This window comes from Nocardioides sp., from assembly GCF_036493135.1.
Taxonomy (GTDB): domain Bacteria; phylum Actinomycetota; class Actinomycetes; order Propionibacteriales; family Nocardioidaceae; genus Nocardioides.
In genome coordinates, this window is the sequence record NZ_DASXQG010000090.1 from 119,205 (window position 1) to 144,654 (window position 25,450).

Annotated in this window: 29 protein-coding genes; 12 read left to right on the forward strand and 17 right to left on the reverse strand. The window is 70.2% G+C overall.

Going from position 1 to position 25,450, the window contains the following annotated elements:
- Positions 1 to 15: 15 nt before the first annotated feature.
- On the forward strand, positions 16 to 1,479 hold the full coding sequence (locus tag VGJ24_RS17260) for a glutamate--cysteine ligase (protein WP_331501876.1): 1,464 nt from the start codon (positions 16 to 18) through the stop codon (positions 1,477 to 1,479).
- Between the two features lie 9 nt (positions 1,480 to 1,488).
- On the opposite strand, the gene VGJ24_RS17265 is transcribed toward VGJ24_RS17260, so the two are convergent.
- On the reverse strand, positions 1,489 to 1,908 hold the full coding sequence (locus VGJ24_RS17265; protein ID WP_331501877.1) for a hypothetical protein: 420 nt from the start codon (positions 1,906 to 1,908) through the stop codon (positions 1,489 to 1,491).
- Positions 1,909 to 2,045: 137 nt separating this feature from the next.
- On the opposite strand from VGJ24_RS17265, the gene VGJ24_RS17270 reads away from it, so the two are divergent.
- Both VGJ24_RS17270 and VGJ24_RS17275 read left to right on the forward strand, forming a co-directional pair.
- On the forward strand, positions 2,046 to 2,447 hold the full coding sequence (locus tag VGJ24_RS17270; protein ID WP_331501878.1) for a universal stress protein: 402 nt from the start codon (positions 2,046 to 2,048) through the stop codon (positions 2,445 to 2,447).
- Between the two features lie 281 nt (positions 2,448 to 2,728).
- Positions 2,729 to 3,298 (forward strand): HhH-GPD-type base excision DNA repair protein, encoded by a 570-nt coding sequence (locus VGJ24_RS17275; RefSeq protein ID WP_331501879.1) that lies wholly within the window; start codon positions 2,729 to 2,731, stop codon positions 3,296 to 3,298.
- Here the strand turns inward: VGJ24_RS17275 and VGJ24_RS19625 are convergent.
- The gene (locus tag VGJ24_RS19625) at positions 3,279 to 3,992 is read right to left on the reverse strand and encodes a tyrosine-type recombinase/integrase (RefSeq protein ID WP_414691109.1); all 714 of its coding nucleotides are present in this window, start codon (positions 3,990 to 3,992) and stop codon (positions 3,279 to 3,281) included. The genes VGJ24_RS17275 and VGJ24_RS19625 overlap by 20 nt on opposite strands.
- Here VGJ24_RS19625 and VGJ24_RS17285 point away from each other — a divergent pair.
- The 3 genes from VGJ24_RS17285 to VGJ24_RS17295 all read left to right on the forward strand — a co-directional run bounded on the left by VGJ24_RS17285 (position 3,962) and on the right by VGJ24_RS17295 (position 5,522).
- Positions 3,962 to 4,168, forward strand: coding sequence for a hypothetical protein (locus tag VGJ24_RS17285; protein ID WP_331501881.1), 207 nt, complete (start codon positions 3,962 to 3,964; stop codon positions 4,166 to 4,168). The genes VGJ24_RS19625 and VGJ24_RS17285 overlap by 31 nt on opposite strands.
- A gap of 441 nt (positions 4,169 to 4,609) precedes the next feature.
- Entirely contained in the window at positions 4,610 to 4,888 is a 279-nt protein-coding gene (locus VGJ24_RS17290) for a hypothetical protein (RefSeq protein ID WP_331501882.1), read from the forward strand.
- Positions 4,889 to 5,180: 292 nt separating this feature from the next.
- Positions 5,181 to 5,522, forward strand: coding sequence for a PRC-barrel domain-containing protein (locus tag VGJ24_RS17295; protein WP_331501883.1), 342 nt, complete (start codon positions 5,181 to 5,183; stop codon positions 5,520 to 5,522).
- Positions 5,523 to 6,300: 778 nt separating this feature from the next.
- Here the strand turns inward: VGJ24_RS17295 and VGJ24_RS17300 are convergent.
- A complete protein-coding gene (locus tag VGJ24_RS17300) occupies positions 6,301 to 6,570 on the reverse strand; it encodes a hypothetical protein (RefSeq protein WP_331501884.1) in 270 nt (89 codons plus the stop codon).
- Positions 6,571 to 6,909: 339 nt separating this feature from the next.
- Here VGJ24_RS17300 and VGJ24_RS17305 point away from each other — a divergent pair, with 339 nt between their 5' ends.
- From VGJ24_RS17305 to VGJ24_RS17315, 3 genes are all read left to right on the forward strand, one after another.
- A complete protein-coding gene (locus VGJ24_RS17305; RefSeq protein ID WP_331501885.1) occupies positions 6,910 to 8,202 on the forward strand; it encodes an RNA polymerase sigma factor in 1,293 nt (430 codons plus the stop codon).
- Between the two features lie 52 nt (positions 8,203 to 8,254).
- Complete coding sequence (locus tag VGJ24_RS17310; RefSeq protein ID WP_331501886.1) at positions 8,255 to 8,506, forward strand: hypothetical protein; 252 nt, start codon at positions 8,255 to 8,257, stop codon at positions 8,504 to 8,506.
- 83 nt (positions 8,507 to 8,589) lie between these two features.
- Entirely contained in the window at positions 8,590 to 10,557 is a 1,968-nt protein-coding gene (locus tag VGJ24_RS17315; protein ID WP_331501887.1) for a peptidoglycan recognition family protein, read from the forward strand.
- A gap of 382 nt (positions 10,558 to 10,939) precedes the next feature.
- On the opposite strand, the gene VGJ24_RS17320 is transcribed toward VGJ24_RS17315, so the two are convergent.
- Positions 10,940 to 11,233, reverse strand: a complete 294-nt coding sequence (locus VGJ24_RS17320) for a hypothetical protein (RefSeq protein WP_331501888.1) — start codon at positions 11,231 to 11,233, stop codon at positions 10,940 to 10,942.
- Positions 11,234 to 11,550: 317 nt separating this feature from the next.
- Here VGJ24_RS17320 and VGJ24_RS17325 point away from each other — a divergent pair, with 317 nt between their 5' ends.
- Entirely contained in the window at positions 11,551 to 12,003 is a 453-nt protein-coding gene (locus VGJ24_RS17325; protein ID WP_331501889.1) for an SRPBCC family protein, read from the forward strand.
- Entirely contained in the window at positions 12,000 to 12,320 is a 321-nt protein-coding gene (locus tag VGJ24_RS17330) for a metalloregulator ArsR/SmtB family transcription factor (protein ID WP_331501890.1), read from the forward strand. Before VGJ24_RS17325 ends, VGJ24_RS17330 begins: the two co-directional genes overlap by 4 nt.
- A gap of 10 nt (positions 12,321 to 12,330) precedes the next feature.
- Here the strand turns inward: VGJ24_RS17330 and VGJ24_RS17335 are convergent, their stop codons facing one another.
- The 7 genes from VGJ24_RS17335 to VGJ24_RS17365 all read right to left on the reverse strand — a co-directional run bounded on the left by VGJ24_RS17335 (position 12,331) and on the right by VGJ24_RS17365 (position 16,178).
- Positions 12,331 to 12,738: an ATP-binding protein gene (locus VGJ24_RS17335; protein WP_331501891.1), complete on the reverse strand. Its 408-nt coding sequence runs from the start codon at positions 12,736 to 12,738 to the stop codon at positions 12,331 to 12,333.
- A complete protein-coding gene (locus VGJ24_RS17340) occupies positions 12,728 to 13,045 on the reverse strand; it encodes an STAS domain-containing protein (protein WP_331501892.1) in 318 nt (105 codons plus the stop codon). The genes VGJ24_RS17335 and VGJ24_RS17340 overlap by 11 nt, the downstream gene beginning before the upstream one ends.
- Entirely contained in the window at positions 13,045 to 13,170 is a 126-nt protein-coding gene (locus VGJ24_RS17345; protein ID WP_331501893.1) for a hypothetical protein, read from the reverse strand. The genes VGJ24_RS17340 and VGJ24_RS17345 overlap by 1 nt, the downstream gene beginning before the upstream one ends.
- 67 nt (positions 13,171 to 13,237) lie before the next feature.
- Positions 13,238 to 14,407 (reverse strand): PP2C family protein-serine/threonine phosphatase, encoded by a 1,170-nt coding sequence (locus VGJ24_RS17350; protein WP_331501894.1) that lies wholly within the window; start codon positions 14,405 to 14,407, stop codon positions 13,238 to 13,240.
- Between the two features lie 106 nt (positions 14,408 to 14,513).
- On the reverse strand, positions 14,514 to 15,353 hold the full coding sequence (locus VGJ24_RS17355; protein WP_331501895.1) for an EamA family transporter: 840 nt from the start codon (positions 15,351 to 15,353) through the stop codon (positions 14,514 to 14,516).
- Positions 15,350 to 15,823, reverse strand: a complete 474-nt coding sequence (locus VGJ24_RS17360) for a DUF456 domain-containing protein (RefSeq protein ID WP_331501896.1) — start codon at positions 15,821 to 15,823, stop codon at positions 15,350 to 15,352. Before VGJ24_RS17360 ends, VGJ24_RS17355 begins: the two co-directional genes overlap by 4 nt.
- Before the next feature lie 112 nt (positions 15,824 to 15,935).
- Positions 15,936 to 16,178, reverse strand: coding sequence for a DUF7455 domain-containing protein (locus tag VGJ24_RS17365; RefSeq protein WP_331501897.1), 243 nt, complete (start codon positions 16,176 to 16,178; stop codon positions 15,936 to 15,938).
- Between the two features lie 305 nt (positions 16,179 to 16,483).
- On the opposite strand from VGJ24_RS17365, the gene VGJ24_RS17370 reads away from it, so the two are divergent.
- The gene (locus VGJ24_RS17370) at positions 16,484 to 18,613 is read left to right on the forward strand and encodes a DNA gyrase/topoisomerase IV subunit B (protein ID WP_414691114.1); all 2,130 of its coding nucleotides are present in this window, start codon (positions 16,484 to 16,486) and stop codon (positions 18,611 to 18,613) included.
- Between the two features lie 203 nt (positions 18,614 to 18,816).
- Here the strand turns inward: VGJ24_RS17370 and VGJ24_RS17375 are convergent, their stop codons facing one another.
- From VGJ24_RS17375 to VGJ24_RS17400, 6 genes are all read right to left on the reverse strand, one after another.
- Positions 18,817 to 19,359: a hypothetical protein gene (locus VGJ24_RS17375; protein WP_331501898.1), complete on the reverse strand. Its 543-nt coding sequence runs from the start codon at positions 19,357 to 19,359 to the stop codon at positions 18,817 to 18,819.
- Positions 19,356 to 19,607 (reverse strand): DUF4242 domain-containing protein, encoded by a 252-nt coding sequence (locus VGJ24_RS17380; RefSeq protein ID WP_331501899.1) that lies wholly within the window; start codon positions 19,605 to 19,607, stop codon positions 19,356 to 19,358. The genes VGJ24_RS17375 and VGJ24_RS17380 overlap by 4 nt, the downstream gene beginning before the upstream one ends.
- Before the next feature lie 113 nt (positions 19,608 to 19,720).
- On the reverse strand, positions 19,721 to 22,303 hold the full coding sequence (locus VGJ24_RS17385) for a helix-turn-helix transcriptional regulator (RefSeq protein WP_331501900.1): 2,583 nt from the start codon (positions 22,301 to 22,303) through the stop codon (positions 19,721 to 19,723).
- 112 nt (positions 22,304 to 22,415) lie between these two features.
- Positions 22,416 to 22,928, reverse strand: a complete 513-nt coding sequence (locus tag VGJ24_RS17390; protein ID WP_331501901.1) for a carbonic anhydrase — start codon at positions 22,926 to 22,928, stop codon at positions 22,416 to 22,418.
- Positions 22,913 to 24,724 (reverse strand): MFS transporter, encoded by a 1,812-nt coding sequence (locus VGJ24_RS17395; RefSeq protein ID WP_331501902.1) that lies wholly within the window; start codon positions 24,722 to 24,724, stop codon positions 22,913 to 22,915. Before VGJ24_RS17395 ends, VGJ24_RS17390 begins: the two co-directional genes overlap by 16 nt.
- 7 nt (positions 24,725 to 24,731) lie before the next feature.
- Positions 24,732 to 25,421: an LppX_LprAFG lipoprotein gene (locus tag VGJ24_RS17400; protein ID WP_331501903.1), complete on the reverse strand. Its 690-nt coding sequence runs from the start codon at positions 25,419 to 25,421 to the stop codon at positions 24,732 to 24,734.
- Positions 25,422 to 25,450: the final 29 nt, after the last annotated feature.

Sequence of the window (25,450 nt, forward strand, 5' to 3'; positions counted from 1 at the left end):
CCCTAGTGTGACCGCATGGGGGAGGACGTCGACGCACAAGAGTTCTCTCGGGCCGACCGCACGCGCTATCGCGAGAAGGTCCACCGCTGCCTCGACGTGTTCGAGCGGATGCTCAGCGAGCACCAGTTCCACACCGACGACCCGATGACCGGCCTGGAGGTCGAGCTCAACCTCGTGGACGAGCAGGGCGACCCGGCGCTGAAGAACGCGGAGGCACTGGCGGCGATCGCGGACCCGGCGTTCCAGACCGAGCTCGGCCAGTTCAACATCGAGATCAACGTGCCGCCGGCCCGGTTACGCGACTCCGGGCTCAAGACGTTCGAGGAGAACCTGCGGCGGTCGCTGAACGACGCGGAGGCACGGTCGTCCGCGGTCGGCGCCCACCAGGTGATGATCGGGATCCTGCCGACCCTCGCCCCCGGGCACCTGAGCCCGTCGCACATGAGTGCCAACCCGCGGTACCGGTTGCTCAGCGAGCAGATCCTCTCCGCGCGCGGAGAGGACATTCGGATCGACATCACGGGGCCGGAGCGGCTGATCACGACCGCCGACTCGATCCTGCCGGAGGGCGCCTGCACCAGCACGCAGTTCCACGTGCAGACGTCGCCCGACCAGTTCGCGGCGTACTGGAACGCCTCGCAGGTCGTGTCGTCGGTGCAGCTCGCGGTGGGGGCGAACTCGCCGTACTGCCTGGGCAAGGAGCTGTGGCACGAGACGCGGATCCCGCTGTTCGAGCAAGCGGCGGACACCCGCAGCGAGGAGCTCAAGGCGCAAGGCGTGCGGCCGCGAGTGTGGTTCGGCGAGCGCTGGATCAACTCGGTCTTCGACCTGTTCGAGGAGAACGTGCGCTACTTCCCGGCGCTGCTCCCGATCACCACGGAGGAGGATCCCGTGGCCGTGCTCGAGGAGGGCGGCACCCCGACCCTGGGCGAGCTGCGCCTGCACAACGGCACCATCTACCGCTGGAACCGGCCGATCTACGACATCAACGACGCCACGCCCCACCTGCGCGTGGAGAACCGTGTCCTGCCGGCAGGACCGACGGTCGCGGACCTGATCGCCAACGCGGCGTTCTACTTCGGCCTGGTCCGGAACCTCGCCGAGAGCGACCGCCCGCTGTGGTCGCAGATGTCGTTCCAGGCGGCCGAGGAGAACTTCGAGACGGCGGCCGAGGACGGGATCGACGCCACGATCTACTGGCCCGGTCTCGGCGAGGTGAAGGCGACCGAGCTGGTGCTCCGACGGCTGCTGCCGATGGCGCACGCCGGGCTGGAGTCGTGGGGCGTCGGAGCCGACGAACGTGATCGTCTGCTGGGCATGATCGAGCAGCGCTGCCTGCTGGGCGTGAACGGGGCGAGCTGGTTCGTCGACCGGATGCACCGGCGGACCGGGGAGGACCGGTACGACGTACTCCGGGCGACCCTGCTGGAGTACCGCGACCGCATGCACACCAACGAGCCCGTCCACACCTGGGACTGAGCTCGACGGTCAGCCGCGCCGGGATCGCTGCCGGATCCGCTTCCACTCCTGACGCAGGCCCGAGCGTGGGTCGGTCCAGCCGTGCCGGGTGACCACGACGTACGCAACGTCGATCCCGCGCTCGGCGGCCGCGGCCAGCGTCGGTCCGAGCCAGGCCGCGTCGGCGTCCTGCAGCGTGAGTGGGCCGGACCGTGTCACCCACACCCACGGCGGGTCCCGGCGGGCCCGGAGCACCGCGCCCACGATCTCCGTGCGGAGCCCGTGGTCCCAGCCGGGGTCGTCGGCCACGGTCGTGACCTCGCCGCCCGGAAGGCCCACGTGCAGGGTCGCCGGCACGTGTCGTCGGTGGTCGGCGGTGGCGAGCGCGAGCACCGCCGTTCGCAGCAGACGCCGCTCGGCGAACTCGAGAGGGGCGAGCAGGACCGGCATCCCGTCAGCCTGCCCGACCTACTCCGATCGGCCGGGTCGTCCTCCACAAGGAACGCCGGCGCCGGGCCCGCGACCGTGGGATAGGTTGCCGTGGGTACGGGCCCGGGGGACGTCTCGACGGACGCGGAGGAGGGACCATGGGAGCGGTGGTCGTGGGCTACGTGCCCAAGCCCGAGGGCGAGGCTGCGGTCGACCAGGGGATCGTCGAGGCGAAGCTCCGGGGCGCCGCGCTGATCGTGGTGAACTCCCATCGCGGCGGCCGTGAGTACGACGGCGCGACCTCGGTCCGCTCCGAGAGCGACCTGTCCACCCTCGAGGCGAAGCTCCAGGCCTCCGGACTCGAGTACGACGTGCGCCAGCTGGTCCGCGGCTTCGAGCCCGCGGAGGACCTGATCGGGATCGCCGAGGACAGCGATGCCGACCTGATCGTGATCGGCCTGCGCCGGCGCACCCCGGTCGGCAAGCTGATCCTCGGCAGCAACGCCCAGCGCATCCTGCTCGACGCCCCCTGCCCGGTGCTCGCGGTCAAGGTGGGCTGATCGCCGACCCGTCGTCGGTCGAGATCCCCACCGAACTGCTCCTGATCGGTGGCCGTTCAGGTGTGGGCAAGTCGAGATGGGATGAGTGAGTCGGATCGGGAGCGATCACGTCGGGTGCGCGCTCTGTCTCCGGGTCTTGCACGTGTTGGACGAACGTTCGATCAACGGGCAGGTCGGTGCCGAGGATTGGCTGACGTCGCCTCCTCACCGGCCGGCGCGGACCGGGTCCGAGGCGGCCGGTGCACGATCCGGGACGTGCGTGCTTGGGGCAGGATGGCCCCATGACCATCCACATCACCGGCGACGCCCACGCCGACGAGGTGCTCAGCGACAGCCCGTTCGCCCTGCTCGTGGGGATGATGCTCGACCAGCAGTACCCCATGGAGCACGCGTTCCGCGGACCGGCGAAGGTGCTGGACCGGTTCGGCAGCATCGAGCCGGCCACGATCGCGGCCGCCGATCCGGCCGAGTTCAAGGCTCTGTGCTCGACGCCGCCGGCGATCCATCGGTTCCCGGGATCCATGGCCGAGCGGCTGCAGACGCTGGCGGCGATCATGGAGGAGAAGTACGGCGGCCACACCGAAAGGCTGTGGACCGAGGCCACCTCGGGGGCCGACCTGCTGAAGCGGGTGATGGAGCTGCCCGGGTTCGGCAAGCAGAAGGCCCAGATCTTCACCGCGCTCCTGGCCAAGCAGCTCGACGTACGGCCGGACGGCTGGGAGAAGGCCGTGGGGGACTACGCACTCGAGGGATACCGCTCGGTGGCCGACGTGACCGACACCGCGTCCCTCCAGAAGGTCCGCGACTACAAGCAGCAGAAGAAGGCTGAGGTCAAGGCGCAAGCCCTCTGACCTGCATGTTCATCCATCGGAGGCCTCCTGAGTCCGCAGAGAGTCCGCAAGTGGGCTCAGGGCTGCGTCGATGACATCCCGTGTCCGGTCGTCGTCGCCGGGCCACAGGTGCGCGTAGGTGTTCAGCGTGATGACCGCGGTGGCGTGCCCGAGTCGGTGCTGGACCTGCTTGACCGAGGCGCCGCCGGCGGATGAGGGCCGAGGCGTAGAAGTGCCGTAGGTCGTGGCTGGTGATGTCGACGTCGATCGAGGCCGCGGCCGCTTCCATCAGGCTGCGCCAGCGCCGGTATCGCATCGGTTCGGCGAGCTCGTCGACCACGATCGCGCCATCGCTCGGGTAGGCCGCAAGGTGTGCTGCGAGCGCGTCGATGACCACCTGGCCGACGGGTACGACCTGTCGAGACGTCTTGGACTTCACCGGCTGGATCCGGCCCGCCTGGTCACGTTGGCGCTCGACGCGTATCTCACGGCGCAGGAAGTCGACGTCGGAGACCTGGAGCCCGAGCAGCTCGCCGACCCGGAGGCCAGATCCCGCGAGGTCGAGACCGCGAACCAGGGCACTACTCAGTTCACGGCCAGCACGACTCTTGTGAGAGCCGAGGAACGCCTCCTGGTGACCGTCCCGCGGCCGACCGGTCTGCTGAAGCTGACGGGCATCTCGTGATGAGCGGCTACCGGGTCGTGGCCAACACACAGGTGCACCTCGAGGGAGACGCCGACAACCCCGGCGTGACCTACGCCGGTGGAGAGTCGCTGCCGCTGGATGACAAGAAGGATGCAGAGCGCATCGCCTTCTTGCGCAACGCCGGGTGGATCGAGCCTGACGAGTCCAAGCCGTCCCGCTCCCGCAAGGGCGCCGGCAAGGGGTAGGGCGCACACCTCCGCCGCCGTTTCCACAGCTGCGCGGCGGCGGAGGAACTGGCCGCAGGGGTTCGGCCAGGCGTCCTGGGGCACCTGCCCGCCTGTTCGCCTCCGTCCGGGCGGGCGGGTGCCCATCATCTCCAGCCGAAAGCCACCGGACCCACCAGTCGAAAACTACACACACGGTGCCGGGTCAATCAGAGCTGCGGGCAGCAGCGGACTAGGCCCCACTGATGTCGTGGGTGGCTACCGGCGTCCACTCGTTGTCGCGCTCCCAGCGCTCGAGGACGACTTCCCGGGCACGGACGCCAGGGTGGTCCTTCGTGTATGTAGACCACCACTGCGCGGCCTCCACCTCGGTCTCGAACTCTTGCTTCTCGCCCTCATCGTTCGTTGTGACGTTGCGGATCCTGTATTCAGCATTGCCGGCGGAGCCTACGCTTTGGGGCCATGGCGCAGTTCATTCTCCAGGTCGAGCCAGGCGGGCCCAGGATGCTGGCCATGATGCTGGCGGCACTGGACGCCGAAGGAGTCAAGGTCGTGAAGGCCCCGGACCCAGGGTTTGAGCAGCGCGAGGCGACTGGGGCAGCCGGCCTGGCACTCGGATCTCTCGCGTTCCTTCTCCAGGCGAAGGACTCGCCGACGGTTCAGCGTGCCGTCGAGAGGGTGAGGGCCCGACTGCCGCAGATGAAGGCCAACGTCGAGCAGACACCGGATGACGATGACTAGACAACGCCCGCCGGAACAGTCAAGCGGCGGGCGTGGCGCTGCCTGAACCTCAGTTGCGCCTGGAGGTCCGTCCCCTCGCAGGTGTGAATCACGTCCCCAGGTGCCGTGGGGGTGACGTCCCGGCCGCGCGGCCCTCCGCACGACAACGCCCGCCAGCCTCGCGCGGGCCGAACCACCCGCCTTTGCTAGCCGAGTGGTCCCCCGTCACCACTCAGCTCGGAGGTGGCGAGCGACGTTTTGCGACCCCGGGTGTTGGGTACGCAAGTTTCCTCGAACTAGGGAGGGAGTTCCGATGAGCAGCGTATGGACCTACCGCGATGTCTCCTGGGCCGAGGGAGGCGACCTCGTCGGCTACAGCGTGGAAGCGACCGACGGTTCGATCGGCAAGGTCGACAAGGCGACCAATGAGACCCAAGCGTCCTACGTCGTCGTCGACACCGGCCCATGGATCTTCGGCAAGAAGCGCCTCATCCCGGCCGGCGCCATCAACGACGTCAACCACGACGACAAGGCCGTGATGGTGGCGATGACCAAGGACCAGATCAAGTCAGCGCCCGACTACGACGCGTCCGACTGGGGGCACGAGACGCGCAACCAGCACGCCGACTACTACGACCGCTTCTCATCGTGGTGACCTGAGCAGAGCCAAGGCCTTGAGCACCGGGTTGATGTGGCCCTTTAGCGTGACGCGCGCATGACAACGCCCGCCGGCACGGGGGAACCAGCGGGCGTTACGGTCACGCCGGCTCGGGACGGGGCGACCTGGGTTCAGGCTAGGGCACGGTGCATGGCAGCGCCCCGCAGGCACCGGGGTTTCCGCGGGGCGCTGTGCTCCGTCGGGGGTCCGGAGCGCCTGCCGGGCGCGGGCGCCCCGCCGCTGCCTGATCCGGTCGAGCGGGGCGCCACGTACCCCCGTAGTTTCGTCCGAGCGGGACGCAGGGAACAACCCGCCAGACACGCTTAGGGTCCGCTCGCGCACCGGACGTGTCTTCACCCGCAAGTGCGGTTTTTGCGTGCATGGATGGGGTACGTAACTAGTGAGCTGGCCCGGGTCACGCACCCCTGGGTCCAGCCGGGGGGTCGCCTGTTCGGGGATGCTCGGGGGCATCCACTGGGGCGGCCCCCACCTCGTGACAACGCCCGCCGGGGAGACCCGGCGGGCGTTGCTGTCGCACCGGCTCGGGACGAGGGGCGACGTTGTGTTCAGGCTAGGTCGCGGAGAGCGCCTCCGTCGAGGCCCTCATCTGACCCAGGTGTGTCCCGATGGCTCCCGCCACCTCCATGACCTCGCGGTCGGGTCGCTGCCCGCGCTCGACCTCGCTAATGTCCAGCGGCTCTCGCCGAACAGGGCGCCGAGCTCGGCCTGAGTGAGACCCATGGCGATGCGGGCGGTCCGGATCACCTCGCCCCGGTCATGCCCTCGCCGCCTCAGGCTCGTCGACGGGGTCGAGCCAGCGCGACCAGACGCTGGACTCGAGGCCGAGACACACCGACACGCAGTAGAGGTCCTGGATGATGAGCTCACCGGTGCCGTTGAGCACCTTGTCGCGGAGCTCGTCGACGGGGATCCCGCTGCCCTCCGCGATGGTCTCGAGGCCGAGGCCGGACTCCTCGACTGCTTGGCGCATCCTGGCGCCGGTGGCGGCGAGCTGACGTGCGTAGTCGGTTGTGGTGGTGTTCATGGCTTCCCTTCCATTGGTTGTCAGTCCGCGGAGAGTCCGCAGGACAGTCGAGAACGTTCACCGGTTCTCACGAGTCGGATCAGCGTCTGTGCAGGTGAGAGGCCGGAGGTCCACGGCAGCCAACGCCAGCCAACGCGGGGGCCGACAAGCAGCAGAAGAAGGCGGCCGCCAGGCGGCCAGCGCCTGACCCACGGGACCTTCGTCACGAGGGGCCGGGCGGAGCGTCCTACGGGTGGCTCCCGCTTCGTCCCAGCGACCAGGGCCATGGCAGAATGACAGTGCGGCTCTTGACCATACCGGGCCTTGCCGCGCCCACAATGTCTTTCACGAGAGGTGTTCGTGTCCTCGACCGCGCGTAAGAAGACGACGACGAGCCAGACGAAGACGGAGACCAAGTCGCCGGCCAAGAAGGCGACGACCACGAGGACCAGTCCCGCCAAGAAGGCTCCGGCCACCAAGAAGACCGCGGCGAAGAAGGCTGCCCCTGCCAAGAAGTCGGCGGCAACGGCCGACGCAGCAGCGGGCGCCAAAGGGGCTGTGACCCTGGACAACGTCAAGGTGGGTCCCGACGGGAAGAAGGTGCTGCCCGACCTCCCCGACGAGCAGTTCGAGAAGGACGTCGCGACCGATCCCTCAATCGAGGAGGACGAGAAGGAGGCGACGTTCGTCGTCTCCGACGCCGACGACGCCGGTGAGCCCGAGCAGCAGGTCATGGTCGCGGGCGCGACCGCCGACCCGGTGAAGGACTACCTCAAGCAGATCGGCAAGGTCCCGCTGCTCAACGCCGAGATGGAGGTCGAGCTCGCCAAGCGGATCGAGGCCGGCCTGTTCTCGGAGGAGAAGCTCGGCAAGGGCGGCAAGATCTCGGCCAAGCTCGAGGAGGAGCTCGAGTGGATCGCGGAGGACGGTCGCCGGGCGAAGAACCACCTGCTCGAGGCCAACCTCCGACTGGTCGTCAGCCTGGCCAAGCGCTACACCGGCCGCGGCATGCTCTTCCTCGACCTGATCCAGGAGGGCAACCTCGGTCTGATCCGCGCCGTCGAGAAGTTCGACTACACCAAGGGCTACAAGTTCTCGACGTACGCCACCTGGTGGATCCGGCAGGCGATCACCCGCGCGATGGCTGACCAGGCCCGCACCATCCGCATCCCGGTGCACATGGTCGAGGTGATCAACAAGCTCGCCCGCGTCCAGCGGCAGATGCTGCAGGACCTCGGGCGCGAGCCGACCCCGGAGGAGCTCGCCAAAGAGCTGGACATGACGCCCGAGAAGGTCGTCGAGGTCCAGAAGTACGGCCGCGAGCCCATCTCGCTGCACACTCCGCTCGGTGAGGACGGCGACAGCGAGTTCGGCGACCTGATCGAGGACTCCGAGGCGATCGTCCCGGCCGACGCGGTCAGCTTCACCCTGCTTCAGGAGCAGCTGCACGCCGTCCTCGACACCCTGTCGGAGCGCGAGGCGGGCGTGGTGTCGATGCGCTTCGGTCTCACCGACGGTCAGCCGAAGACGCTGGACGAGATCGGCAAGGTGTACGGCGTGACCCGCGAGCGGATCCGCCAGATCGAGAGCAAGACGATGTCGAAGCTCCGCCACCCCAGCCGCTCCCAGGTGCTGCGCGACTACCTGGACTGAGCGTGGATCCAGGCTGAGCCGTCCGGCCTTCATCACCGCTACCCTGCGTGGTGTGCTGGACGACCCCGGCGATCTCGACGTGTGGCTCGAGGCATATCTCGCCGGGAAGCTCGCCATGAGTCATCTGCTCCCACTGCTCCGCCGCTCGGAGGCCAGGCTGCGGGGGACGTTGGAGCCCGAGCACTGTGCGCTCCGCGAGCTGTACGTCTCCGTCGACGAGGCAGCGGACGCCGTGGATCCCGACGCCGAGCATCGGGCCGTGGCGGAGGCCGTCGAGCAGTTCTGGCGCTTCCGCAGGGCCTGAACCGGGCGACGACCCCGGCACCGGTCGCGCGGGCGAGCGGACTGGGCATAGGGTCCGAGGGTCTTCAAATCTCGGGAGGACTCGTGTCATCACGACCTTGGACGCGCACGCTCGGAGCCATCTCCGCGGCCGGCGCCCTCATCACCGCAATCCTCGTGGCCACCACGTCACCGGCCCCGGCGGGGCGACCCAGCGGAGGCGCCGGCTGGCGGGCCTGTCTCGCGGGCTCGCCCGACCGTCAGGCAGTCTTCACGCGCGCCGCGCGCATCAGCGGCGTCCCTCGGGCCGTCCTGCTCGGGGTCTCCTATCTGGAGTCCCGGTGGGACGACCACGCCGGGTCGCCGAGCACCGCTGGTGGCTACGGGCCGATGCACCTGACCCACGTCGTCGCGTCCACGCCGTCGGCTCGGTTCGACGCGCTCGGCAAGGGCGACGGGAGCGCCGAGCCGCGCGTCCCGTCGTACGCCGGGACGACGCGGCTCACCACCGCGCAGGTCCGCACCCTCGACCGGGCGGCCACGATGGTCGGCGTCTCGCAGTCACGACTCCGCACTGACCCGGTCGCGAACATCTGCGCAGGGTCCGCTCTGCTGGCGAGCTACCACCACGGGTCGGCGCACGGGCTCGATGCCTGGAGCGGAGCCGTCGCGCGGTACAGCACCGCGAGCGAGCAGCGGACTGCACTGCGCTTCGCGCGTGAGGTGTACGCCGTCATCCGCAAGGGCCGGGCCCGCACCACCGACGACGGCCAGCGGGTCCGGCTCGCGCCGCATCCCCAGGCCCGGCTCGACGCGGCACAGGTACGGTCGCTCGAGCTGACCGAGCCCGGGCACACCCGGGTCGACTGCCCGCCGTACCTCGGGTGCGAGTCGGTTCCCGCGCCGTACGAACAGTACGGCGACACCCCCGGCGACTACGGCAACCACGACCTCGCGAACCGGCCGCGAGACCTGCGGATCGACGACATCGTCATCCACGACACCGAGGGCTCCTGGGACGAGGCGCTGCAGCTGGTCCAGGACCCGACCTACCTCGGCTGGCACTACACGGTCCGTTCGTCCGACGGGCAGATCGCGGCGCACCTGGACCCGAAGGACGTCGGCTGGCACGCCGGCAACTGGTACGTGAACATGCACTCGATCGGTGTCGAGCACGAAGGCTTCGCCGCACAGGGCGCGACCTGGTACACCGAGTCGCTCTACGAGAGCTCCGCGGCCCTCGTCCGCCACCTCGCCCACGAGTACGGCGTGCCGCTCGACCGGGCCCACATCATCGGTCACGACCAGGTGCCGGGCATCACGCCGGCCAACGTCGCCGGCATGCACTGGGATCCCGGCCCGTACTGGGACTGGGAGCACTACATGACCCTCCTCGGGCACCCGATCTCCGCTGACCGGCACGCCCACGGCGACGTGGTGACGGTCAAGCCGGGGTTCTCCGACAACGAGCAGCCGGTCACCGGTTGCGACGCCGATGACGGCTGCCCCGTCCAGGGCACGAACTTCGTCTACCTGCACCAGAGTCCCTCCGCGGACTCCCCGTTGGTCACCGACGTCGGGCTCCATCCCGACGGCTCGCCGTCGACCACCGAGGTCTCGGACATCGGGGCCCGGGCCGCGGCGGGACAGCAGCTCCTGGTCTCCCAGCGCGTGGGTGACTGGCTCGGCGTGTGGTGGCTCGGCGAAAAGGGCTGGATCGCCGACCCGAAGGCTCACCACAGCGTGGTGCCGACCCGCGCCCAGGTCGTCGTACCGCGCGGAGCCGACCCGGTGCCGGTCTATGGCCGCGCCTATCCCGAGCGGTCGGCGTACCCCTCACAGATCCCGTACCAGACGGTGACCCCGCTGCAGTACGCGATCCAGCCGCGCCAGGCCTATGTGCTTGCCGACAGCCATCTGCAGACCGACTACTACTACGCGAAGACGTTCCGCTGCGCGGGCGTGGCGCTGGACTGCACCGATGTTGTCGGGCACGACCGCTACTACGAGATCTGGTTCGGCCACCGCATCGCCTATGTGCGGGCGGCGGACGTGCGCGTCACGCACGGCTGACGAGCACGAAAGGGCTCGGACAACGAGGAAGCCCGCCGGCGTCTCGGGTCACCGGCGGGCTTCAGCGCCAGTGTAGGCAGGTCGTCGGCCCCGGCGAAAGAGCGGTGTCGCGAGTTGGGTCGTTCGTAAGCTTCGGCGGGGACCAAGGTCCCGCGACCGGGTCCGGGCCTCTGAGACGGGTTCACCCCCCGCGGCCCCGGGGTAGATCGGGGCCCGCGGGGGGCGGAGGTCGGTCGTCGGAGGAGGGTCGCCCGGTGGGCGGCCGACGACTCGGCTTCCGGTCCCGAGGGCCACTCCACGCGTTCGCGCGCCGTGGAGCGGCCCGGTCGGCGGCAGTCACGTCCTGCGGGCGCCCCATGCGCGGCCGCAGGACCTGACGCCGTCAGCCAGTTGCTTCCTCATACGTCGCCAGCAGCGTCAGCGCGAGCGCCTCGGCGCCGGCCAGGGTCAGGCCACCGTTGGCGGTGACGTAGACCCGGGGCTCGGTGTTGGTCGGATGTCCGTTCGCGTCGGTGGCCGCCGTGTGACGGATCTCCCAGCCCTCACCGGTGCGGGCATCGCTCCAGTGAAGGGCGCGGCCCTCCCAGCGCAGCTCGCGCTGGTGGGTGCTCTGGGTGACGTTGCACCATGCGGGGCAGGCGACGGTGACCACGGAGGCCGTGGGCAGGGTCGTCATGACGCACTCCTCAGCGGAAGTGCTCGAGCAGGGGCGGCGATGAGCTCCTGGCAGCCGTCGAGACGGATACGCAGTCCCGTGATGGCCCGGTTGCGTGCACAACCCAGGTCACCAACGCGGGGGGATGAACTCATGGTCTTTGCCTCCTCTGTGAGAAGAGACGCGACTCACAGCACCCCGTGACGTCAGAATGACGGCGGATTTCGAAGTTTTTCCGCGACTTCGGGAGGGCCACCCACGCATTGCAACTCGACAGTTGCATTCGGATCCCGAATGTGCAAGGTTTGAGTTGCACACATCGACGAAGGGAGCCCACCGTGAACCACGCCGCCACCGACCTGGATCCGCTGGACCGGATCGACCGCAGCATCGAGATCGACGCCAGCGCCGAGCGGGTCTGGTCCCTGGTCACCCGGCCGGGCTGGTGGATCAACGAGGGCGCGGTGGACCCGAAGCCCGAGGTCCGCCAGGAGGGCGAGACCACCGTGCTCACGCATCCGAAGTACGGCGAGTTCCGGCTCGTCACCGTCGAGTCGGAGCCGACGTCGTACATCGCCTACCAGTGGCTCGACCTCAGCGTCGACAAGCCGACGCTGGTCGAGTTCCGGATCGTGCCGCGCGAGGGCGGGGGCGTGACCCTCTCGGTCACCGAGAGTGGCTTCTCGGGCCTCGGGAAGACCCGCGAGGAGTGGCTCCAGCACCGCGAAGGCAACGTCTCCGGCTGGGAGAGCGAGCTGGCAGCCGCCAAGACGTACGTCGAGAGCGCATGAGCACCTCGGCGCCGACGGCGGTCTTCTCCGCCCTGGCCGACGACACCAGGTGGCGGATCCTCACCCGCCTCGGCGAGTCACCCGCGTCTGCGTCGGCTCTCGCCCGGGAGCTCCCGGTGTCGCGGCAGGCGATCGTCAAGCACCTCGAGGTGCTCCGGGGCGCAGGCCTGGTCGAGGCGGAGACGCACGGTCGTGAGCTGGTGCACCACGCGCTGGGTGGCCGGCTCAGCTCGCTGGCTCGCGACCTGGACCGGATCGCCCAGACCTGGGACCGCCGGCTCGGGGACCTCAAGCGCCTCGCGGAGGAGGGCGGGTGAGCCCGACCGCTCAGCCGCGCCGCCGCAACATCGTCCAGTGGTTGACGTCTCCGGTGCGCTCGTAGTCGAGGTCGTCGAGCACCGCCGTCGCGAGCGCGAGCCCCCGGCCGTCCTCCTGCATCGGGTCCTTCGGCATCGACGTCCCCCACGTGCCGCCCGGGTACTCCTCGCCGCTGTCGGACAGGCGCGCCTCGAGCCGGTCGGAGTGCACCGACAGATGGAACGTCCACGAGACCCTTCCCGACGGGCGGCCGTGCTCCACGACGTTCCCGGCGACCTCGATGACGGCCGTCTCGAACAGCATCAGGTCGCCGGCGTCGATGTCGGGATGCTCGCTGCCGACGCGCTCGAGCAGGTCGTGGAGCAGGTTGAGGCTCTCGGGCACGGCCAGGCCCTCGAGCAGGTACTCACCAGTCATGGGAGGCGTCCACCACCGTGGCGTGGGCGCGTAGCACGCGGTCCAGGTTGGTCAGGCGGAGCACGGTCATCACCTGCTCCGGCACGTCGGCGATGCGGAGGTCGCCACCTGCCTGCCGGGTGGCCTTGAGCCCCGAGATGAGGGCGCCCAGACCGGAGGAGTCGATGAAGGTGACCTGGCCGAGATCCACCACGATCCGGGTCTGGCCGGAGGCGACGGTCTCCTCCACGAGGTTCTTGAACGCCGGGGCCGCCACCATGTTGAGCCGGCCCGTCGGCTGGAGGACGGCGGTACTCGTGTCGGTCATCAGGGCAGCTCCTCGGTGGTCGCCATCGGCCCGGTCGTACGCCGTGACGGTTCGGTGCTCGAGGGTGGTGCTCCGGAACAGTCCCGGGCGGCCATCACCTCGGTGACGACCGTACTGCGGGTCATGCGCCACCATCGTCGCGCCACTCCTGTCGTGAGGACGACCGCCCGGACGGTCGGTCGTCGGGCGGGATCATGCATTCTCCCGGCAGACGACGACGGCAGTCAGGTCGTCTGCCAGCGGGGCTCGGGCGGCGGCGGCAAGGATCCGGTCGGCCATCTCGTCGGCGGACGACGCGGATGCGACCAGCTGCTCGGCGGCGCGCACCGCCTCGACCGGGTCACTGAAGGCGTCGAGGAGGCCGTCGCTCACGGCGATCAGGGTGTCGCCGTGCTCGAGTCGAGCCTCGTTGCTGGTCCAGAGGCTGCCCGGCTGGGCGCCGAGGGGCAGATCACGCGAGGCGAGCTGCCGGGTCGGTGACCCCGGGCTGACGAGCACCGCGAGCCCGTGCCCGGCGTCGACGTACTCGAGGTGGCCCTGCTGGGGTCGGAGCCGGGCGGTGAACATGGTCGCGAAGGTGCCGGAGTCGCCGAAGTCGTCCTGGAGGCCCTCGGCCGTACGGCGTACCGCCTCCATCAAGGTGTGGGCGCGGGAGGTGACGCGCATCGCGGTGCGCAGACCGGCGGCGATGACGGCGGCGGGCAGGCCCTTGCCCATCACGTCGGCGACGGTCACCTGCAGCATGGTGTCGTCGAGAAGGTGCCAGTCGTAGTAGTCGCCCCCGACGTGGTACGCCGGCTGGCAGCGGCCGGCGATGTCGTAGCCGAGCACCTCTGGTGCCTTGCGGGGGAGCAGGCGCCGCTGGATCTCCTTGGCCTGGACGGCGTCGGCGTCGGCCGCGAGCTCCGTCTCGACCCAGCCGGCCAGGTCGTCGAGCAGCGCGCGGTCGGATGAGCTGAGCTCGCGCGGCTCCCGGTCGACCATGCACAAGGCACCCACGACCTGTCCGTTCGGACCGGCCAGCGGGGTCGCGGCGTAGAAGCGGACCTTGGGATCTCCCGTGACGAAGGGGTGGTCGGCCCAGTCGGCGTCGTTGCGCGCGTCGGACACCACCAGCGTCTGCTGGGTGTCGATCGTGAGCGGGCAGAAGCTGTTGTCGCGGGGCAGGCTGCCGCCGGACTCGAAGCCGACGGCGGACTTCACGAACAGCCGGTCGTCGTCGATCAGGTTCACCGCAACGGTGGCGACGTCGAAGAACTGCTGGGCGAGGCGGACGACGCGGTCGAAGCGCTCTTCGGGCGGGGTGTCGAGCAGGCCGAGCTCACGCACCGCTTCGACGCGTGCCTGCTCCGCTGTTTCCACCGCGTTGCCTTCCCGTGGTCGTCCCTTTACCCCCCGAGCAGGGTACGGGCAGGGTGAGGCCCTCGGCAGCGAAACGCTCCGATGCGACCCGTGCGGCGCACGCGCGCTAGCCCGCCGCGACCAGGACGACCGCGGCCCCGCACAGCACCAGACCCCACGCCTGCGCCCGGTGGATGTGCTCGCGCAGCACCAGGGCCGCCAGCAGGACGGTGAACGCCGGATAGAGCGAGGTGAGCACGGCCGAGACGCTCAACAGCCCGTGGTGGGTGGCCAGCAGGAACGCGGTCGTCGCGAGGCCGCCGAGGGCGCCCGCGAAGGCGCCTCCCCACGCCGGACGCGTGCGCGGCACCCAGGTGGCGCCGAGCGCGGTCGCGGCCAGCGCGATCATCACGACCCCGACCAGCTGGTTGAGGACCAGCGGCCAGAACCCCGCCCCGTCCGGGATCTGGCCGAGGCAGGCGAACAGGACCCCGAACCCGAGGCCGGCGAGCACGCCGTCGCGCACACCCGATCCGGACGACGGGGTCGGTGCCTCGGCGCCCGGTTCGCGCGCGACCAGCCAGATCGCCGGAACGGCGGAGAGGATGCCCAGCCACACCAGCGGCCCGGGCCGCTCGCCGGTGACGACGCCGACCACGACCGGCAGTATCACCGCGAGGACGCCGCTCACCGGAGCGACGACGCCCATCCGTCCCGACGAGAGCCCGCGGTACAGGAAGGCCGTCCCGGTGCCGTTTCCGATCCCGGCGGCGGCTCCCCAGGCGAGATCGACGGCCGCCGGGTTGCCCGGGTTGATCAGCGCCAGCACCGTCGCGCTGGCCGCGCCGCCGATCCCGCCGGTGGCGGCGACCGCCCACGGGCTGGCACGTTTGCCGAAGATGCCGCCGATGAAATCGGAGACGCCGTACGACACGGCGCCGAGCAGCGCCAGGAGGATGGCGATCACGACAGGACCCCACCCAGGATCCACACGGTCGTCGCCGCGAGCGCCGCGGCGAGCTCGATCACGATACTGACACCGACCGCCTTGAGGGCCTCCTTCGTCGACGGCCAGGCCCTGTCCACGCCCACACGCACGAGCTCGGCGAGGTAGATCCCGACCGGGAACCCGACCAGGGCCCCGACGACGGGGATCACGAAGAAGCCGACGACCGCGCACAGGCCCGCGACGACGAGGGTGGTTGTCGGGACGGTGCGCTTGAGGCGCCGGCCGGGCACGGCGTACTTCATGAGCGCGCCGGCAACGAGGAAGGCGGCAGAGATCCCGAACACGGTCCACGACGTGACGGACCCCTGCTCAGAGGCCCAGATCCCGATGCCTAGTGCGACCAGGATTGTGCCGGGGATGACCGGCACCACGATGCCGAAGAGGCCCACCACGACCAGGAGGCCGCAGACGAACACGGTTCCCGACATGGCCGAAGCCTGGCACACGCCTCGACGGCGCCCGAGCAGCGACGGAGGCCCCGGACCTCAGCGGTCCGGGGCCCCCGTCGGGGCTCGTGCTGAGCCCCAGGTCAGGTCGCCGTCAGTGCTCGTCTCCTGGAGCAGTGGCAGGCGTCTCGCGGAGCTTGTCGGTCTCGTCGATGACGTGCGCTGCGATCTCGCGGAGCTTGTCTCCGTGCTCTCGGGCGTGGTGGGCGCAGAACAACAGCTCGCCACCCGACTGGAGCTCGACTCGAAGATAGGCCTGAGCTCCGCAACGGTCGCAGCGGTCCGCAGCGCTGAGCGCGGAACTCGTGGCAACGGCAGTGGTCACAGTCGGCCTCATTTCTCATTCGTTCGGTGCCGCTTACAACGTAGCCGGGCTGGAGAAGATTCCTTCGACCCCCCGTCGCGACGTGTCGTCCGACACGCGATCCCATCACGTCCCTGGTTCCCCTGCCTGAGAGTTTCCACCCCTTGGGAAGCCCGATCCGTGATCGACGATCTGTTGTTGTTGAGTGTGACGGTTCCTGCTCTGATGCGGTTCGGAATCCCCGAAATCTGTATCGGAATCTTGACCTGTTCGTGATGTCGCCACGGTAGAGCAGGGCCGGCGTCCACCTCGGCAGCGTGCCTACCCAACGGCTCGGCGTGTCGCCGGTAGGCTCGAGATCTCGACAGGCTCGACCGACGGGCCGCCGACCCGGGAGCAGCACGATCGCCGACAACACCTACAACGCAGCACACCTTCTGGTCCTCGAGGGGCTGGAGGCGGTCCGGAAGCGCCCGGGCATGTACATCGGGTCCACCGACACCCGCGGTCTCATGCACTGCCTCTGGGAGATCATCGACAACGGCGTGGACGAAGCCCTGGCCGGCGCCTGCGACCTGATCGAGGTCACGCTGCACCGCGACGGCTCGGCCGAGGTGCACGACCACGGCCGCGGCATCCCGGTCGACAAGGAGCCGAAGACCGGCCTCCCGGGCGTCGAGGTGGTCTTCACCAAGCTCCACGCAGGCGGCAAGTTCGGCGGGTCGTCGTACGTCGCGACCGGCGGTCTGCACGGGGTGGGCGCGTCCGTCGTGAACGCGCTGTCGGCCCGGCTCGACGTCGACGTCGACCGCACACCGTCCCAGCTGGGGATGAGCTTTCGGCGCGGCGTGCCGGGTGTCTTCGACGGCGACGGCCCGACCGGGTCGTTCACCCAGAAGTCCGGCCTGAGCCGCAAGGGTGGCCGGGTGTCGAAGGCCAAGACCGGCACCCGCATCCGGTTCTGGCCGGACCAGCAGATCTTCACCAAGGACGCGGACTTCGAGTGGGACGGCCTGATCGGCCGCGCACGCCACACGTCGTTCATCGTGCCCGGCCTCGAGCTGGTGATCCGCGACCTGCGCGGCGACCAGCCCGTCGAGGAGAAGTTCCGCCACGACGGCGGCATCGCGGAGTTCACCGAGTTCCTCGCGCACGACGAGAAGGTCACCGACATCCTGCGGCTCCAGGGCACCGACACCTTCACCGAGACCGTGCCGCTGCTCGACGACAAGGGACACATGACGCCGCAGGAGGTCGAGCGCGAGCTCGCGGTGGACGTCGCGGTGCGGTGGGGCACCGGCTACGACACCGAGGTGCGGTCCTACGTGAACGTGATCGCCACCCCCAAGGGCGGCACCCACCTCGCGGGCTTCGAGACCGCGATCACCAAGACGTTCAACGAGGTCATGCGCGCGACCAAGGCGCTGAAGGTCAACGACGACAACGTGATCAAGGACGACGTGCTCGAGGGCATGACCGCCGTCGTCACCGTTCGGCTGGCCGAGCCCCAGTTCGAGGGCCAGACCAAGGAGATCCTCGGCACGCCGGCCGTGCGCTCGGTGGTGAACAAGGTGGTCTCCTCGGAGCTGAAGAGGTTCCTGACCTCGACCAAGCGCGACCAGAAGGCCCAGGCCAGGCTGGTGATGGAGAAGGTCGTCGCCGCGTCCAAGACCCGGCTCGCGGCCCGGCAGCAGCGCGACACCCAGCGCCGGAAGAACGCGCTGGAGTCCTCGGCACTTCCGGCCAAGCTCGCCGACTGCCGGGCCACCGACAACGACCGCACCGAGCTCTTCATCGTCGAGGGAGACTCGGCCCTCGGTACGGCGAAGCTCGCACGCAACTCCGAGTTCCAGGCGCTGCTGCCGATCCGCGGCAAGATCCTCAACGTCCAGAAGGCCTCCATCGGCGACATGCTCAAGAACGCCGAGTGCGCCTCGATCATCCAGGTCGTCGGCGCCGGTTCCGGTCGCACCTTCGAGCTCGAGGCGCGTCGCTACGGCCGGATCATCTTCATGGCCGACGCCGACTCCGACGGTGCCCACATCCGCTGCCTGCTGGCCACGCTGTTCTTCAAGTACATGCCCGACCTGATCCGCGACGGTCGCGTCTTCACCGCCGTCCCGCCGTTGCACCGGATCGAGCTGACCAACCCCAAGAAGGGGATGGAGAAGTACGTCTACTCCTACTCCGACGCCGAGCTGCAGCGGAAGCTCGCCGAGCTCGCCAAGAAGGGCCTGCGCTGGAAGGACCCGGTCCAGCGATACAAGGGCCTCGGCGAGATGGACGCCAAGCAGCTGGCCGAGACCACCATGGACCGCCGCTACCGCACCCTGCGCCGGATCACCATCGACGACGCGGAGGCGGCGACCGAGGTCTTCGAGCTCCTGATGGGCTCCGACGTCGCCCCGCGCAAGGAGTTCCTGGTGCAGGGCGCCTACGACGTGGACGTCGAGGCGTTGGACGCCTGACGGCTCGGCACCGTGTACGACGCGGTGTTCGGCGCCTGCCGCACGATCGCTGGGTGCTGATGACGAGCGCAGACGCCGAGGACCCGGCCCGGTACCTCCACGCCCGTGCGGGCTGAAGGTGATCGGGCCGGGTCCACGAGACGGTCAGGTGGTCATGGGCAGGCAACGCGCCTGATCGTCGCCCCCGGACGTGTGATCTGAGGTCAGATCCCGGCGGGACAGTTCACCCGCGGGTTGAACATCGTGTACTTCCCGGCCGGGTTGTTGTACCAGAGCCAGGCGTGGAGAGAGAAGAACGCCGGCAGCCCGAACCGGTTGCCGGCCGGAGTGAGGTTGAACCGGTGCCCGAACAGGCTCGGGCGTCCGGTCGGGTGGTTCGCACGCCAGGCGTCGCGCGTCACGAGGTACTCCAGGGCCGCCATCTTGAGGTGGCCGTTGTTGGTGAACCGGTAGACGATCGCCTCCGGGTGCCGGACCTGGATCTTGCCGTCCACGAGCGCGCCGTTGGCGTAGTGCACGCCCATGCCGCCCATCCCCTTCATGTCGATGCACGCGATGCCGGCGGCGTCCTTGAGCAGGGCGTACCCGGCTTTCTTGGCCCCCGCGGGGTGCGTGAAGCTGGCGGTGGCCGCCTTGGCGGCTGCGACCTGGTGCGCGGTCCCCGCGGTGGCGGGTGCGGTCAGCGGGGCGAGGAGGGCGACGATGGCCAGCGCGATGACCCCCAGCAGGCGTGGTGCGCGCATCATGACCCCTCCTTGACCTCATGGACCTCGTCGGCGACGAGTCCGTGCGCCTCCCGGTGGACCGTGTTCGCGGCGTCCGGCGAGGGCGCCTCGACGAGGCAGAAGATGGTGCTGTTGGACTCGTCCACCCAATAGCGCTGGTAGTTCACGTCGTACTTGTCCTGCACCTGCAGGTCGGCCATGTGTGCCTTCGCGACGTCGTCGGCGGTGACCGGGCCGTCGAGGTGGTGCACATCCATGTAGAGCGGCATGAGCTGTCTCCTTCTGGTGATCGGTGATGTCGTGGTGACTCACCGACGACCGTAGGAAGACCGCGCCCCGCCCCTCATCGGGTGAACTACCCAGGTTCGGAGCTGCGACCTGCCTAGGTTGCGGCAGGCACCAGGCCCAGGCGCCGGGCCTGGGCGGCGGCCGCACCACGTGAGCTCACGCCGAGCTTGGACAGCACCGCCGAGACGTGGTGGTCGACGGTGCGCGTGGACAGCACCAGGCGTTCGGCGATCTCCTCGTTCGTCAGCCCGTCGCAGATGAGCACCAGGACCTCATCCTCGCGCCGGGTCAGCCCGAGCGGGTGCTGCCGCGTGCTGGCGCGCGCGCCGGTGGGTACGGCGCGGTGGCCGAGCTCGCGCATCCGCTGCCGGGTACGGCGTGCGGCGGCCTCGGCGCCCAGCCCCTCGAAGCGGGTGATCGCGTCGCGGAGGTGGTGGTCATTCGACGAGTCGTACAGCGACAGGGCGGCGTAGTAGCCGCAGCCGAGTCGTTCCCAGTGCACCGCGGCGGCGGCATGGTCCCCGGCGAGCGAGGTCGCCCACGGGCCGGGCGCCGGCGACGCCGGGTGGGCGGAACCGAGGAGGCGCTGCTCCCAGACGCTCAGCTGCGCGTCGAGGACGTAGTCCATCGCGGTCATCACCGAGCGGATCACCTTCAGTTCGGCGATCGCGGCGTCGTCGCGACCGGCCAGCCAGTGCACCTCGGCCCGCGCCAGCCGGGTCGTCGCGATCCACTCGGCCTCGTCCAGGCTGTCGGCAGCCTCGACGCCAGCGTCCAGGATGTCGAGCGCGCCCTCCTCGCCACGTCGGGCGCGCACCAGCCCCAGGGTGACCTGCGAGGTCAGCAGGTTGACCGGGCTCGCCTCGGTGGCCAGCACGCGTCCGGCCAGGACGGCCGCCTCGTCCCAGCGACCGAGGTCGAGCAGCGCGACCGCTCGGTGTCCGCGCAGGCAGGTGGCGAACGTCGCGATGTCGTGCTCGTCGCAGTACGCGATGCCGTCTCGCCAGAAACGCTCGCCCTCGGCGAAGCGGTACTGGGCGATGAAGAACGTATAGGCGTTGGCGTAGGCGCGACCCACCTGAGCCTCGCCGCCCGACTCCAGGCCGAGGCGCAGGGCCTCGCGCATCCGTGGTGCCCAGTCCTGGCGGCGGGTGAAGAGCAGGAACGCATGGTTGTTCACCACGTCGCTGCGCAGGGCGACGTCCCCCAGCCCCTTGGCCATCTCCTCGGCGCGCACCAGCATCGCCTCGGTGGCCTCGGGGTCGTCGGACCACGTGGTGAACGCGTGCGAGGAGAGCGCCCGCGCCAGCTCGGGGTCGTCGCCGAGCGGCTCGAGCAGCTCGATCGCCCGCTCCTCGGCGGCGACCGATTCCGCTCCACGGCACAGCCGCCACATCACCGAGGTCAGCTTCCTGTGGTCGTGCCCCTCGCGGCGTACCTCACCGAGCTCGTGCCACACGTCGATCGCCTTCTGGCGCACCTCGGCGGCCGCCGGCCAGCGGTCCACCAGGGCGAGGACGTCGGCATAGCCGTCGTACAGCTCGGCGAGCTCTCGATCCTCGGTCGGCGCGAACCGCAGCGCGCGCTCGTACTGCGCGACGGCCTCGCGGTGGGCGCCGAGCTCGGCGGCGCGGCGGGCCGCGATCGGCGCGTGCCGACGGACCAGGTCGGGCTCTCGGGCCGCCTCGGCGTGGTACGCCAGGCGCGCCTCGTCGTCGCAGCCGCTCTCGGTCAGCGCCGCGAGCAGGGACTGGTGTCCGGCCAGTCGCCGGTGCGGCGGGACCTCGGACTCGATCGCGCGGCGGGCGAGCTCGTGGCGGAAGTGCAGGGAGTCGCCGTCGGCCTTGAGCAGTCCTGCCGCGAGCAGCTCGTCGAAGGTCTGGAGGGGCACGTCGCCCGCGTCGGCGACCAGCTGCGGGTCCACGCGCCAGGCGTCGAGCGAGGCGAGGTCCAGCGCGGCCCGGGCCACGTCGCTGAGCCGGGCGGCACGCGAGAGCACGGCGTCCCGCGCGGACACCGGCACCTGGGTGCCCAGCTCGCTGAGGACCTCCACGACGAAGAACGGGTTTCCGCCGGTGAGCTCGTACAGCTCGACAGGGGAGTACGACGTGCCTTCGGCGAGGCGTCGTACCCCCGCGGCGGTGAGTGGCGGCAGGTCGATGCGGCGGGTGAAGCGCTGACCGGCGAGCTCGCCGAGCGCGACGCGCAGCGGATCGGCCGGGGCCATCGCGTCGTCACGGAACGTCACGACCAGCAGGACCGGCAGGTCGCGGACCCTCCGGCCGAGGAACCGCAACAGGTCGAGCGTGGCCTCGTCGGCCCACTGGACGTCCTCGATGACCAGGACCACCAGCCCCTCGGCGCCGGAGAGCCAGTGCAGGACCGCGTCGAAGACCTGCTCGCGGGGCACTCCGTCGCGGACCGCGTCGAGGACGACGCCGCCGACCTCGCGGGCGATGTCGTGCAGCGGCGCGAGGGGGCGGGGGGTGAACAGGCCGTCGCAGGCGCCCCACGTCCAGGTCGCGTCGGTCAGCCGGTGCTGGAGCTCCTCGACCAGCGACGACTTGCCGACCCCGGCCTCACCGGAGATCAGGACGAGGCGTCCCGAACGCGCGCGAGCCTCGTCGGTGTACTGGAGCAACGACCCGAGTTGCGACTCCCTCTCGAGTAGCGTCACGTGTGGATTCTCCTCCAGCGGGCCGACTCCCGTCCATGTCGGTCCCACGGGTCGAGGAGGTTCGGCGCGCCGACGTAGATACGGGCTGCGGGTCTCGGAGGTTCGATCCAGATCACGCGTGTCGGGTGAGGATCCCCGTGTCGACGTCGTAGAGGAAGCCCCCGACCTTCACGCGCTCCGGGATCAGCGGGTGGGAGCGCACGCTGTTGACGTCCTCGGTGAGGGCCGCGAGCTGGTCCGCGACGACGTGGAACGGCTGCCACGACGCGTCGACGCCCGCCGACGCGGAGACCCGCTCGTGGAGCTCCTCCTCGGTCGAGGAGGCCATCGCGCAGCGGGTGTGCGGGACGATGAGGATCCGCTCGACACCGAGCAGGTGGACGCCGAGCACCAGCGCCTCGAGCGCCGGCTCAGTGACGCGGCCGCCGGGGTTGCGGAAGATCTTGGCGTCACCGTGGCGGAGGCCGAGCATGGCCAGCGGCACGATGCGGGAGTCCATGCAGGTCACGATCGCGACGCCGGCATGGGCGACGCCGTCGAAGCCACTCTCCTCGAAGGTCTCGGCGTACGCCGCGTTGGCGGCGAGGAGGTCGGCGAAGTCATCGTCGTTCACGGGTTCACCCACGGACGCGAGGGTAACGCCCGGGTCTCGGCGGCTCGGAACAGCACCAGGGCGAGCACGGCCGCCACCAGCGCGCAGACGGCCGCGCCGGCGAACACCGTCTGCTCCTGGGCGATCCCAGCCTCCTGCAGCAGGTGGTCGAAGGCGTCGCAGCGGGTGGTCGACCCGCCGCACACCTGGAGCGGTGGCGGCAGGTCGCCGGCCTCGGCGTAGTAGCGCCGGAGCCCGATCGTGGTCAGTGCGGACACGCCCACGAGCATCCCCATCATCCGCGAGACGACCACGCCGGCACCGGCCAGGCCGTGCACGTCGGAGTCGGTCGCGGCGAGCACCGCCGCATTGACCGGGGCGAGCGCCAGACCGAACCCGAAGCCGCCGACCACCAGCGGGATGGTGGCCGGCCAGGCCGACAACGAGGTGAGGTCCCAGCGACTCATCAGCACGAACGCGAACGCGGCCAGGACCATCCCGGCGGCCGCGACCGCACCCGCGGACACGGTGCGCGTCAGGTAACCGCCCACGACGGCGCCGACGGGCAGCGCCACGAGGAAGCGGACCAGGACGAGGGCGGCCAGCAGCTGTGAGTCGGAGTAGACGGTGGTGCGCGCGAAGATCGGGATGTCGATGAGGGCCGCGATCAGGGCCGCGCCGACGAAGAAGCTGACCAGGAGCGCGCCCCAGGCCGGCGTACGACGCAGCGCGCCGCGGGGGACCAGCGGGGCATCGTCGGTCCGCAGGTGCCAGATGAACACCGCGGTCGCCACGAGGGCCGCGAGGAGGTACCACCACCCCTGCGGCGCGAACACCTCGACCCGGGGGTCGGCGGTGGCGAAGGCCAGGATGACGCCGCCGAGCGCGGCCCCCAGGAACAGGGCGCCGGGCAGGTCGGCACTCAGGGCGGCGGCCCACCAGCCCCGGAGGTCGACCAGGGGACGCCGGGCGGTGCCACAGCGCACCAGGAACAGCACCGCGGCGACGATCGCGGCGAGCCCGAGCGGGGAGAGCCAGCGGCCCGAGCCGGTGACCGGGATGAACAGCTGCCCCCACGTCACGTCGATGACGAGGGACGTCGGCTGCAGCACGACCAGTGCGGCGGCGGCCGCGCCGACCAGCAGGAGCACCAGCCCGCCCCAGTCCAAGGTGGCCCAGCGACGGATCGGAGGGGTGCGGTTTGGTCCCAAACCGCAAGGATCCGGTCGGTTTTCCTGCGGTTTGGGACCAAACCGCAGGTTTCGGATGGCCGCCGCGAGGACCAGCCCGACGACCAGGTTGACCGCGAAGATCACCCGCCAGTCGGAGACCGCCAGGATCACCGCGCCGTACAGAGGGCCGATCACGCTGCCCAGCTCCTGGACCGCGGAGACGACGCCGAGCGGTACGCCGCGCCGGTCCACCGGATACAGGTCGGCGACCAGGGCGAGCGTCGCCGGGACCAGTCCGCCGCCGCCGACCCCCTGGAGGAAACGCCCGAACACCAGGCTGGGCAGGTCGTACGCCGCGGCGGTCACCAGGGAGCCGGCGGCGAACAGCACCAGTGAGCCGACCAGCACCGGCACCCGGCCGCGCAGGTCGGCCATCCGGCCGATCAGCGGCAACATCGCGACGTACCCCAGCAGGAAGCCGGACACGATCGGCGCGCCCCGCTGGAGCTGGTCGATCGGGATGCCGGCGGACTCCATCATGTCCGGGAGGGCGAGGACGACGACGTACGTGTCGGCCGCGGCGAACGCCACCGCGACCGAGGCCAGCCCGAGCAGCAACCGGGGCCGGGCGGTCATGAGCCGGTCAGGGGGCGTCATGAGCCGGTCATGGGGCGGTGATGTCCTTGCTGGTGCCGTAGTCGGTGAGGACGAGCGTGTAGGTGTTCGCCGGGTGGCCGGCGTAGAAGACGCCGGTCAACGTCGCCTGCCGGAGCTCGCCGTCCGACGTCACGGCGTACGTCGCGGCGAAGCTGCCCGTCGCCCCCGGGATGATCGAGGAGACCGCCGAGGCCGGCACGGTGCCGGTGTACGTCGACAGCACCTCCCTGTTGTCGGAGCCGCCACGGATGTCCTTGCCGCTCTTCGGGTCGGTCGTGGCCGCCAGGAGGGACGGGACGCCCTTCTCCGCACTGACCAGCTGCGCCGGGTCGGGTGCGCCGTAGTCGGCGGGATTGAGCTCCGACCAGCCCGGAGTGAGCGGGATCTGGGCGTACACCCGCCCGTCGACGGACCTGACCGGGACCGAGAAGGAGCCGAGGCTGGTGACGACTCCGAGGGTGCCGTCGAAGGCGGGCGCGTCGGTGACGGTGCCGGACGCCGACTTCAGACCCTGGACCCCGTCGGGCAGGTCGTCGGTGCTCAGCGACAACATGACGCCGCTGGTGTCCTCGAGCTTCTGCTGGGCGGTCTTCAGGGCCCCGGCCGGGTCGGTGTCGCCAGACCCCGACCCACCGCCGCATCCCGCGACCAGCAGCAACGTGGCCAACAGCGCCGGGGCGACACGTCGCAGCGACATGGAGGTCACCTTGTCACAGAGGGTCACAG